This is a genomic window from Propionivibrio sp., from assembly GCF_017995515.1.
GTDB lineage: Bacteria > Pseudomonadota > Gammaproteobacteria > Burkholderiales > Rhodocyclaceae > Propionivibrio.
In genome coordinates, this window is sequence record NZ_JAGOIT010000101.1 from 1 (window position 1) to 10,656 (window position 10,656).

Genomic DNA, 10,656 nt, shown 5'->3' on the forward strand with positions numbered 1-10,656 from the left:
CGCGATGGAGGAATCCCCTGTTCCGCTACGCTCCACAGGGGATTCCTCCATCACCAAGGCAAGTCCAGAGGCAACAGCAACAACAAAAGCAAAGGCAAAACCGGGGCAGCGCCGTCCAGCTGCGTGTAGGTCGAATGTGCTGCTTAAACTGACTGCATTACTGTCTTGACTCAGGGGGCCACTTCACGATGGCGAACGCAGCAAAGAAGCGCAAGCCCGTGAGCGCCGGAATTTCTTCTCTTTTCATGGCGAAGCTATCGCTGGTCCCGGTAAGTTTTTTTATTGGCGGAAGCGGTGAGATTCGAACTCACGGAGACATTCCTGCCTCGGTGCTTTTCAAGAGCACTGCCTTAAACCACTCGGCCACGCTTCCGATATTCGCCCGCATTCTAGCGGGGTTGCGGAAATGATTTCCGCAAGTTGCGGAAACTATCAGAAAAAACCCTTAATAATCAACTACATAAAACGCACTTCACCGGCTTTCAAGACCGGTGCAATCGACCACTCTGCCACACCTCCTGCTTCTTCCCGGCGCGGCCTGTCAAACGCAAGACAATTCTTCGGCGGCCGGGTTTTTTGCGAGCGCGCATGATAGCACGTTACAAACTGTTGATTCGTCTCCGATTCAGCTGAGTCCTGAAGTGCCGGGACGGTTTAGGCGGTCCGGATGTGTTGCCACAGAAAGGCGTTGCCTTGGGTCAGCCTGGCGCCGTTTCTTCCGGGCGTGTTCCCCAGACTCACGGTGTGGCGCGGCAATGCGCCCGGATCGAGCGTTGCGCGGATATCACGCAGTGGCACCAGCAGGAGGTCGTCGCTCTTCCAGACGCCGAGGAGCCGCTCGAACGCGTCGATGAACTTCATTCCTTCGAGTTCGGCGCGCAGCGTGAAGACGTGGTCACCCGCGATCGCGTTCGCGAGCTGGGCGATGCGGTCGACGGCCTGTTCGGGCGAATACCTGGGTTCAAGCACGAGGAGTTCATCGAGTGTCGGGAGTGTCGTCGGCAATTGCGGGCAGGCGACGAGTTCGCCGTCGATGACCGGGATGAATGGATGGCTCCCGCGGCAATCGCTGGCGTAGGAGAACCCCAGGCGTTGCGTCAGCCGCAGTGCGTGGCGGTTCGTTCGCCAGCCGGCTGCGGCGTGCGCTTTCGGGTCGTCGGAGAAAATTTCCTGAAACCGGGCGCAGGCCTTGGCCATTTCGCCTTCGATCCAGCGGTTTTCCGCCGTCTGCACGTTTCTTTCCCAGCCGGCGCGGTTCCAGGCATGGATGCCGACTTCAAAGCCTGCATCGCGGACCTGTCGTATGCTCTCAGCGCAACGAACGCCGATGTTCGGTGCGGGCAGGATGCGTCCATAGAGTCGGGTTGCGAGTCCGTAGTGGCGCGATAGCGAGTTCGCACGCTCGTCACATCCGCTCTGATCCGGGCCGAGAGAGAAGAAGAAGGTGGCGCCGGCGTCGTATTTCTGGAGGAGTCCGACCAGCGCCGGTACGCCGTGCAGGGTTCCGCGATAGGTGTCGACGTCGATCTTGAGGGCGATACGTTTCATTGATTCGTGTGCGGTCAGGTACGTTTGCTACAAGGGGAGGCGGTCAGCGTATCTCGGTGCGGGGCTGCTGCAGTGAGGGCGCGGTGTTTCAGGCAAAGAGCAGCGCGGCTGCAACGCGCCGGTTTTCGCTTACCAGCACGTTGTAGGTGCGGCAGGCGGCCCGGATGTCCATCACCTCGATGCCCTTCTGCCCCTGGATGAGCGGTTGCAGCAGCTCGGCCGCAGGAAAGCGCAGCTGATTGCCGGTCGCGAGCAGGATCACCTCGGCGTCGAGTGCTGCCAACTGCGTGAAGTCCGCGGTGCTCAGCGCGGCGAAGTCGGCCTTCGTCCAGTCCGTGATCAGACGCTCCGGCAGGACGATGAGATTGGCTGTGTGACGGACGGCGTTGACGCTGACATATCCTTCGCCGTAGGCGGTGAAGATGTTGAGGCCAACGGTCTTTTCGGGCTGCAGCTTCATAAAATTGCGATGCACAAGACGTTAATAGTAGGATTATATCTTTATGTACAGCCTCTTTCGCAGGCGTTTGCGCTTGTGGTGCTGTTCGTAGTATCCACTATGCATCCCGACAGGACGGCCCGCTCAATGGCAGGCCGCATTGGTTTATCTCTATGAAACCCGTACTCAAATCGAACAAGTTGGCCAACGTCTGTTACGACATTCGCGGACCGGTATTGCAGCAGGCCAAGCAGATGGAGGACGAAGGGCACAAGATCATCAAGCTGAACATCGGCAATCTCGCGTCGTTCGGTTTCGATTCGCCCGAGGAAATCCAGCTCGACATGATCCGTAACCTGCCGAATGCGGCGGGCTATTCGGATTCCAAGGGGATCTTCGCGGCACGCAAGGCGGTGATGCATTACACCCAGCAGAAGCACATCAAGGGTGTGACGCTGGAAGACATCTACATCGGCAACGGCGTTTCCGAACTGATCGTCATGGCCATGAACGCGCTGCTCAATGCGGGTGACGAGGTCCTAGTGCCGGCGCCGGACTATCCGTTGTGGACCGCGGCCGTCAGCCTGTCGGGCGGGACGCCGCGCCACTATCTGTGCGACGAGGGGAACGAGTGGTTACCCGATCTGGACGATATGCGCGCCAAGATCACGCCGAAAACGCGCGCCATCGTCGTCATCAACCCGAACAACCCGACCGGTGCGCTTTATCCTGAGAGCATCCTCCTCGAGATCATCAGGATTGCGCGTGAGCACAACCTGATCATCTACGCGGACGAGGTGTACGACAAGGTGCTGTACGACGGCGCAACGCATACCGCCCTCGCTTCCCTTTCGGAAGACGTGCTGACCGTCAGCTTCAACGGACTGTCGAAGAACTACCGTTCCTGCGGCTATCGTGCCGGCTGGATGGTCGTTTCCGGGAATCTGCGCGACGCCCGCGACTACATCGAAGGTCTGGACATGCTGGCTTCGATGCGCCTGTGCGCCAATGTGCCGGGCCAGTACGGCATTCAGACTGCGCTGGGTGGCTATCAGAGTATTGACGATCTGGTCGCGCCGACCGGGCGCCTGTATCGTCAGCGCGACCTCGCGCATGAACTGATTACCGCGATTTCTGGCGTGAGCTGCGTCAAACCCAAGGCGGCGCTCTACATGTTCCCCCGGCTCGACCCCACGATGTATCCGATCCAGAATGATCAGGCGTTCATCGCCGAACTTCTGCGTGAAGAACGTGTCTTGCTGGTGCAGGGGACGGGCTTCAACTGGCCGAATCCAGATCACTTCCGGCTCGTTTTCCTCCCGCATGAAGACGATTTGCGCGAGGCGATCGGGCGCGTTGCCAACTTCCTGGAAGGTTACAGGAAGCGTCATGGCACGTGACGATAGAGTCCTTACGCATAGCTCATGATCGATTGACAAGTGCTGGCGGGCTTGGGTCGTTGGCACTCAAGTGTATGGAACGCAAGGTTTTTTCTCGTGAGGGTACGGTTGTACCCTCGTTTTGTCTTAGGAAAGCTCTGAAATGAAACCGATCAACGTTGGACTTCTCGGCATCGGCACTGTCGGTGGTGGCACCTTTACTGTTCTCAAGCGCAATGCCGAGGAAATCACGCGCCGCGCGGGGCGGCCCATCCAGATCACGGTGGTTGCGGACAAGAATCTTGATCTTGCGAAGCAGGTCACGGGCGGTTCCTGCCGGTTGACCGACGATGCCTTCTCGGTCGTCGCCGATCCTGAAATCGATATCGTCATCGAGCTGATCGGCGGTTACGGTGTGGCCAAGGAACTCGTACTCAAGGCCATCGAAAACGGGAAGCACGTGGTGACGGCCAACAAGGCGTTGCTGGCGACCTACGGCAACGAGATCTTCGACGCGGCGCAGAAGAAGGGCGTCACCGTCGCTTTCGAAGCAGCAGTGGCCGGCGGCATCCCGATCATCAAGGCCCTGCGCGAAGGGCTGACCGCCAACCGCATCGAGTGGATCGCCGGGATCATCAACGGGACGACCAACTTCATCCTGTCCGAAATGCGCGACAAGGGCCTGAGCTTCGAAACCGTGCTCAAGGAAGCGCAGCGTCTGGGCTACGCCGAGGCCGATCCGACCTTCGACGTCGAAGGCGTCGATGCGGCGCACAAGCTGACGATCATGAGCGCCATCGCCTTTGGCAATTCGATGAGCTTCGACAAGGCGCACATCGAAGGCATCACCAAGCTCGATTCGGCTGACATCAAGTACGCCGAGCAACTCGGCTACCGCATCAAGCTGCTCGGCATCACCAAGCGCACGCCCGAAGGTGTCGAGTTGCGCGTGCATCCGACGCTGATTCCCGAGAAGCGCCTGATCGCCAACGTCGAGGGCGCCATGAACGCGGTGCTCGTCAAGGGCGACGCCGTCGGTGCGACGCTGTACTACGGCAAGGGCGCCGGTGCCGAACCGACGGCTTCGGCGGTGATTGCCGACCTCGTCGACGTGACGCGCATGCATAGGGCCGACCCGCAGCATCGTGTGCCGCATCTGGCGTTCAAGCCCGAGGCGATGGTCGATCTGCCGATCCTGCCGTTGTCTGAAGTCATCACCAGCTACTACATGCGCTTGCGCGTGGAGGACAAGCCGGGCGTGCTCGCCGACATCACGCGCATCCTGGCCGATCACGATATTTCGATCGACGCCATGATCCAGCACGAGCCGGACGAAGGCGAGGACCAGACCGATATCATCATCCTGACGCACCGCACGCGCGAAAAGAACATCGACGCGGCGATCGCCAGGATCGAACTGCTCTCGGTGGTCAAGACAAAGATCACGCGCCTGCGTCTGGAAGAACTCCTGTAACGGGCCGTGGCCCAAGTTTTTTGCGGGGCGATGAGGACGGGATGCTCCGAATTCATCGCCCCTTTTGCTTTGCAATCGAAGCCTTGGGTTGTTCCGTGCGGCGATGCCCCCGGTTTGGGTGAGGATATCCGCGGGTTACATCAAAGACAGGGCAGGCGTAGTGTAGAAAGATGCGAGTTTTGCACCAGCCCGATGTCTTTCAGGAGATCTTGATGCACGCTTGCGACCACCCGACCCCAGAAGCGCTTTACCCCTTCGATGCGCGCGGCATTGCCAAACGTTTTCGCCACGCCGCCATCTTTGGTGCGTTCGACGCGCTGATGCCGGGCGAGACGATGCGTTTTTGCAATGACCACGATCCTTTACCTCTGCTCGGTCAATTGCAGGCCCGTTACGGGCAGGCCATCGCCATCCGTTACGTGCAGCGTGAGCCAGGGGCGATCGTCATCGATTTCGCCAAACAGGCCGTTCAGGCGTAGAACGCCAGAGGGGGGGCGCATGCTGATCTATCTGGGGTGTTCGGCCCTCGTGGCGTTCTTCTTCAACATTGTCTTGCAGCTCTTGGGTGAGCCGTCGCCGCTGGCGATGGCGCACCTCGTTTTCACCGTTGCCATCCTGCCCCTGATTGTCGGTGCGATTACCCATTTCGTCCCGGTACTGACGCGCAGCGGCGGGCCGCATCGGGCGGTACAGGCGCTGCCGGTGCTATTCCAGGTCGCCGGACTGCTCACCTTCTTCCATTTCCACGGTTGGCTGGCACGCGGGGCTTTGCATGCGGCCGCCGGCTTGTTGCTGCTGGCCTGTGCCGGCTTTGTCGCCTGGATGATCCAGCGCGCGCGGCGCACGCTCGGCAAGCCGCATCCGGGCTGGCGTTGGTACCTGGCGGCCGTGGCCTGCGTGATCGTTGGCCTGGCGATCGTCCCGGTGATGGACTACTGGCCGGAGATGTGGCTTTCCGTGCGTTTGCTGCATCTGCACCTCAATACCCTGGGATTCATCGGCCTGACGGCCATCGGAACCTTGCAGGTCCTGATGCCGACGATACTCGCCGGACCTGACGCCGAGGCGAGTGCCCGTTTGCGCGACGATCTCGTGCCGGCGGTCGCCGGCGTGTTTCTGGTTGCGCTCGGCGCGGCTGTCTGGTCGCCGGCGTGGTGGTTTGTGCGCTGGTTGCTATTGGTGCCCGGATCGTCGTGTTTGCTGTATGTCGTCGGACGCCTCGGCGTGGCGTGGTCGCGCCGTTATGGATGGCGGGTGATCGCGGGCAATGGCGCCGCAGTGAGTCTGGCGGGCGCGTTGTGCGGACTGCTCCTGCTCGTCGCGTTTGGCGTCGCACACGGCTTCGGACGATTAAACGGGCATGATGCCGTTCCGGCGTTCATTGCGGGTTTTCTGCTTCCGCTGGTCACGGGCGCGCTGACGCAACTGCTGCCTGTCTGGTGCACACCGGGGAAACGGACCGCGATGCGCGACCGGTTGCACGCGACGCTCGGCATCGGCGGCGTGTTTCGTACTTTCCTGTTTGTTGCCGGCGGTGTCGCGCTTGCCTTTGGTCAGAGCGCCGGCCTCTGGTTGTGTGTCGCCGGGCTGCTGTCGTTCGTCGTACTCGTCCTCCGCGCACTGGGCATGCTTCTTCTCTCGGCAACGCCAACGGAAAAGATTCTTTGAAGAATTAGCGTGTTAGACGTTCTATCCAAGAATCTCCTCAAGATTTCCCGATTCTGTCCGTTTCAGCTGTCACAGGGACGCCAATGCGCGTACATCGGATGGAGCAGGAAGTAATGAATCGCAACGCCTCGCAACTCGTTCAATCAAATCGGCCGGCCTCGCGCAGGTTGCATCGCCGCCCTGTGCATACGCCAGGCGTGCCGTATGTCGCCGAGGCGAACACGTTTTCTTGTACGCCAGCGACGGTTGCCGGACTTCCGCAATCGATGGTGCGGGAAGCGGGCATGTTCGAATTGCTCGCCGCCGAAATGCGCATTGCCGAGCTGGAGGCGGAACTCGCCGAGGCGCGCGTTGCCGCCTGCACGGACCCGCTGACCGGCGCGCTGAATCGCCGCGGTTTCGACAACGCCAGCCGGCGCGAATTGTCGCGCGCACGTCGTAGCGGCGCGCCGCTTGCCTTGGTTCATGTCGATCTGGACGATTTCAAGCAGGTGAACGATGAATTCGGCCATCAGGTGGGCGATCGGGTGCTTCAACAACTCGTCTCCATATTGCAAAAATCCATGCGGCCGAGCGACGTTCTTTGCCGTTTCGGTGGCGAGGAATTCGTCTTGATGTTCCCCGAAACGTCCTTGCAGGCCGCCACGAAAGCCGTTTCGCGCTTTCTGCGCGAGTTTTCTGCACAGACGATTCCGGGAACGGGGCGGGTCATGACTTTCAGCTCCGGTGTTGTCGTTACCCGCGCTGAAGAATCGCTCGAAGATGCCATTCAGCGCGCCGACGCGGCAACGTATGCGGCGAAGAGCGCGGGGAAGAACTGCGTCGTCGCCGGATAGCCGGCTTGCCTTCACCGGCGTAGCGCTTGCGAAGGGTACGGCCGAGCGTGCGTGATAAACTCGCGCCCTGACGCGATTCAATCACTCCCTCCGTTTTCTCCTTGCGGGCACGACCATGCGCTACCTCTCCACACGCGGCGATTCCGAAAGTTCGCCCAAGAAGTCGTTCACTGAAATCCTGCTCGGCGGCCTTGCGCCTGATGGCGGTTTATACCTGCCGGAAGCCTATCCGCAGATTTCGCGCGCCGAACTGGATGCGTGGCGCTGCCTTTCGTATGCCGATCTGGCGTTTGCCGTGCTGTCGAAGTTTATCGATGACATTCCGGCTGCAGATCTGAAGAAGCTGGTCGACAAGACCTACACTGCGGCGGTCTACTGCAATGGGCGCGATGCGAGTCGCGCTGCCGAAATCACGCCGGTACGCTGGCTGGAGCCGGGTTTCGGACTGCTCGAACTGTCCAACGGGCCGACGCTGGCCTTCAAGGACATGGCCATGCAACTGCTCGGCAACCTGTTCGAGTACGTGCTGGATCGGGAGGGCGAGGAGATCAACATCCTTGGCGCGACCTCGGGCGATACCGGATCGGCCGCCGAGTACGCAATGCGCGGTAAGCGCGGTGTGCGCGTCTTCATGCTTTCGCCGCACGGCCGGATGAGCGCTTTCCAGCGTGCGCAGATGTACTCGCTGCAGGACGCCAACATCTTCAACATCGCCGTGCGCGGCATGTTCGACGACGCGCAGGACATCGTGAAGGCAGTCTCCAACGACCACGCATTCAAGGCGCGCTTCAAGATCGGCGCGGTCAATTCGATCAACTGGGCACGTGTTGCGGCGCAGGTCATCTACTACGTCAAAGGGTACTTCGGTGCCACCCGGTCGAATGACGAACAGGTCGACTTCGCGGTTCCGTCGGGCAATTTCGGCAACATTTGCGCCGGTCACATCGCGCGCATGATGGGCCTGCCGATCGCCAGACTGGTCATGGCCACCAACGAGAACGACGTGCTCGACGAATTTTTCCGCACGGGTGTCTACCGGCCGCGTGGAACGGCAGAAACGCACGCAACTTCCAGCCCGTCGATGGATATCTCGAAAGCTTCCAACTTCGAGCGCTTTGTTTTCGATCTCGTCGGGCGTGACCCGGCGGTCATTCGCGAACTGTGGGCGAAGATCGATGCCGGTGGCAGTTTCGACCTCTCCAGAATGCCTTGTTTCGAGCGACTGGCGCAGTTCGGCTTCGTATCCGGTAAGAGCAGCCACGCCGATCGCTTGGCAACGATCCGCTCGACGTACGAGAAGTATGGCGTGATGGTCGATACGCATACGGCGGATGGTCTCAAAGTCGCCAAGGAGGCGCGTTCTTCCGAGCGACCGATGGTCGTGCTCGAGACGGCGCTGGCGGCCAAGTTCGAAGAGACGATCGTCGAGGCGCTCGGGCGTCGGCCGGAGAGGCCGGCCGCGATGCTCGGCATTGAGGCATTGCCGCAGCGGGTGGAAGTGATGGATGTGGATGTCGGCGCGGTCAAGCGCAACATCGAGCGCAACGTCCAGGGCTGAACGCCGAAGCGGTCGGTTGCTGCACTGGGAGGTGTAATTCCTCTACTTGCCCGGCAAGGGGAGGAGTTAGCTGAACGGCAAGGGTGCCGCGGACGGAATTCGCCGAGGGCCGGAGTGGGCGCAGAGGTTGGCACGGCGGGAGTCGGCGGACTTACCGTGTCTGAATTCAAGGCATGACTGCAACAGCACTGGCCAAGCGTCAAAGTAGCCCTACTGGCAGGTGATTACCTGCCGGCGGCGATCCGGAAAATGGAGCTACCGAAACCCAACGGCGGGGTGCGGATACTGGGTATCCCGACGGTGCTGGATCGACTGATCCAGCAAGCGCTGCTGCAAGTTCTACAACCGGAATTCGGGCCTGAATTCTCCGGGGTGTGTCAATTTATATCCGTTGCTGACACAAGGCTACATCAGGGAAGGCCACCGCTGGGTGGTCGGCCTCGACTCGGAGAAATTCTTTGACCGGGTCAATCACGACATTCTGATGTCCAGAGTGGCTCGCCGGTAAAAGATGAACGGGTACTGAAACTGGTTCGGCGTTATCTGGAAGCGGGCATGATGTCAGAAGGAATCGTCAGCGCAAGGAAGGCACGCCGCAAGGCGGCCCCCTGTCCCCGTTGCTGTCGAACATCCTGCTGACCGACCTGGACCGTGAACTGGAACGCTGGGGACACCGGTGATCGCGGACAGTCGCTTGAAGCGACGGACAGGCAAAGTGCGTGAAATCGTCGTCGGAATGCTTCGCGCAACCTCGGCCAAACGATCGCCGCGCTTAACCCGGTGCTGCGTGGCTGGACATCCGGGCATTGCGCAGAGCGTCTTCGGAGATGACTTTGCCCATGCCCGACAGTCTGGGGTTGATGCCGTCGCAACGGATGACGGTGACGTGCGAGTACCGACGGTGTCCGGCCAGCATCGACAGCAGCCACGTGCCCAGCACTTCGGCCTCGCCCGGGGCATTCGGGCTGGTGTAGGCCAACGGGCAACTCTCCAGCCAGCGCGACCACAAACCGGTCAGGTTGAGAAATTCGATGAAATACGCCAGTTGCCCCATCGGGGTGGCGGCGCTTTCCGTCTCCCAGCATCCCTGCACTCACCCGGCCATCGTCTGCACGCCGGCACAGGCAGCAGGGTTTCGTCTCGCTTGACGACCTTCGATTTCGACTCACCCATGGAGTGACTCTTTCATTTCAGATCAAACCCCCCGGCCTGCCTGAGCTTTGGCCAGGTTGCTCATCGCCAACTGAGATTTTCAGGTTTAACGATTTCGTGCGCGATTTTTGCGACGGACAACTACGGCTGCCGGTCGCAAAAGCGTGTCGGCTGGCCGGTCGAAGAAACGCCGGCCGAGGGAGGTTTCATGAGCCACTCTCATCAACCTTCCGGCTTGCGCGGCGGGATCGAGTTCCTCATCGATCCGGGATGGTCTCCCGAGCAGGCGTTCGCCGTCGTCGAGCTCCTCGATGACCTGCGTAATCGCATCTGGGCGCATTATGCGATCGCCTTGAGCGAGGAATACCGCAACCAGTTCGCCCCGGTCTCCGGCGTCGAGCCGATGGTGTCCCCAGACACGGACGATCCGCCGTTCTGATCTTCAGCAATCCGAAAAAACCAAGGGGCCTGCCGGCCCCCAATCCTCATGACTTAGCACTTTGTCATGGTGCGGATTTGTAGGCATGAGACTTGTGGGGTTTGGGTCGAATCGGTCGCGGTCGGTTTCGATTGGGGATGAATTTTTGAAGGTTTTTGACGAT

10 protein-coding genes and 1 tRNA gene are annotated in these 10,656 nt (G+C 60.4%); 7 read left to right on the forward strand and 4 right to left on the reverse strand.

Translation table 11 applies throughout. The annotated features are described in order from the left end of the window. Positions 1 to 283: 283 nt before the first annotated feature. The 3 genes from KBA32_RS14100 to KBA32_RS14110 form a co-directional block, all read right to left on the reverse strand. Positions 284 to 373 (reverse strand) — tRNA-Ser (locus KBA32_RS14100). A gap of 281 nt (positions 374 to 654) precedes the next feature. Next, entirely contained in the window at positions 655 to 1,548 is an 894-nt protein-coding gene (locus tag KBA32_RS14105) for a polysaccharide deacetylase family protein (RefSeq protein ID WP_294360060.1), read from the reverse strand. 88 nt (positions 1,549 to 1,636) lie between these two features. Continuing rightward, positions 1,637 to 2,008, reverse strand: coding sequence for an Mth938-like domain-containing protein (locus KBA32_RS14110; RefSeq protein WP_294360064.1), 372 nt, complete (start codon positions 2,006 to 2,008; stop codon positions 1,637 to 1,639). A gap of 152 nt (positions 2,009 to 2,160) precedes the next feature. On the opposite strand from KBA32_RS14110, the gene KBA32_RS14115 reads away from it, so the two are divergent. The 6 genes from KBA32_RS14115 to thrC all read left to right on the forward strand — a co-directional run bounded on the left by KBA32_RS14115 (position 2,161) and on the right by thrC (position 8,902). Further along, complete coding sequence (locus KBA32_RS14115; RefSeq protein WP_294360067.1) at positions 2,161 to 3,387, forward strand: pyridoxal phosphate-dependent aminotransferase; 1,227 nt, start codon at positions 2,161 to 2,163, stop codon at positions 3,385 to 3,387. A gap of 142 nt (positions 3,388 to 3,529) precedes the next feature. Next, complete coding sequence (locus KBA32_RS14120) at positions 3,530 to 4,840, forward strand: homoserine dehydrogenase (protein WP_294360072.1); 1,311 nt, start codon at positions 3,530 to 3,532, stop codon at positions 4,838 to 4,840. 179 nt (positions 4,841 to 5,019) lie between these two features. Beyond that, positions 5,020 to 5,319 (forward strand): DUF2249 domain-containing protein, encoded by a 300-nt coding sequence (locus KBA32_RS14125; RefSeq protein ID WP_294360075.1) that lies wholly within the window; start codon positions 5,020 to 5,022, stop codon positions 5,317 to 5,319. Positions 5,320 to 5,338: 19 nt separating this feature from the next. Then, positions 5,339 to 6,508, forward strand: coding sequence for a hypothetical protein (locus KBA32_RS14130; protein WP_294360078.1), 1,170 nt, complete (start codon positions 5,339 to 5,341; stop codon positions 6,506 to 6,508). 284 nt (positions 6,509 to 6,792) lie between these two features. Next, positions 6,793 to 7,344 (forward strand): GGDEF domain-containing protein, encoded by a 552-nt coding sequence (locus tag KBA32_RS14135; RefSeq protein ID WP_294360081.1) that lies wholly within the window; start codon positions 6,793 to 6,795, stop codon positions 7,342 to 7,344. Positions 7,345 to 7,459: 115 nt separating this feature from the next. Further along, positions 7,460 to 8,902 (forward strand): threonine synthase, encoded by a 1,443-nt coding sequence (gene thrC, locus KBA32_RS14140; protein WP_294360085.1) that lies wholly within the window; start codon positions 7,460 to 7,462, stop codon positions 8,900 to 8,902. A gap of 772 nt (positions 8,903 to 9,674) precedes the next feature. Here the strand turns inward: thrC and KBA32_RS14145 are convergent. Next, complete coding sequence (locus tag KBA32_RS14145; RefSeq protein WP_294360088.1) at positions 9,675 to 9,995, reverse strand: hypothetical protein; 321 nt, start codon at positions 9,993 to 9,995, stop codon at positions 9,675 to 9,677. Positions 9,996 to 10,262: 267 nt separating this feature from the next. Between KBA32_RS14145 and KBA32_RS14150 the strand changes: the two genes are divergently transcribed. Beyond that, positions 10,263 to 10,493 (forward strand): hypothetical protein, encoded by a 231-nt coding sequence (locus KBA32_RS14150; RefSeq protein WP_294360091.1) that lies wholly within the window; start codon positions 10,263 to 10,265, stop codon positions 10,491 to 10,493. The last annotated feature ends 163 nt before the right edge of the window (positions 10,494 to 10,656 follow it).

What these genes read in the sequence shown, in the direction of transcription:
- KBA32_RS14105 (WP_294360060.1), bottom strand. Translation starts at nt 1,548, where the DNA reads ATGAAACGTATCGCCCTCAAGATCGACGTCGACACCTATCGCGGAACC.
- KBA32_RS14110 (WP_294360064.1), bottom strand. Translation starts at nt 2,008, where the DNA reads ATGAAGCTGCAGCCCGAAAAGACCGTTGGCCTCAACATCTTCACCGCC.
- KBA32_RS14115 (WP_294360067.1), top strand. Translation starts at nt 2,161, where the DNA reads ATGAAACCCGTACTCAAATCGAACAAGTTGGCCAACGTCTGTTACGAC.
- KBA32_RS14120 (WP_294360072.1), top strand. Translation starts at nt 3,530, where the DNA reads ATGAAACCGATCAACGTTGGACTTCTCGGCATCGGCACTGTCGGTGGT.
- KBA32_RS14130 (WP_294360078.1), top strand. Translation starts at nt 5,339, where the DNA reads ATGCTGATCTATCTGGGGTGTTCGGCCCTCGTGGCGTTCTTCTTCAAC.
- KBA32_RS14135 (WP_294360081.1), top strand. Translation starts at nt 6,793, where the DNA reads ATGTTCGAATTGCTCGCCGCCGAAATGCGCATTGCCGAGCTGGAGGCG.
- thrC (WP_294360085.1), top strand. Translation starts at nt 7,460, where the DNA reads ATGCGCTACCTCTCCACACGCGGCGATTCCGAAAGTTCGCCCAAGAAG.
- KBA32_RS14150 (WP_294360091.1), top strand. Translation starts at nt 10,263, where the DNA reads ATGAGCCACTCTCATCAACCTTCCGGCTTGCGCGGCGGGATCGAGTTC.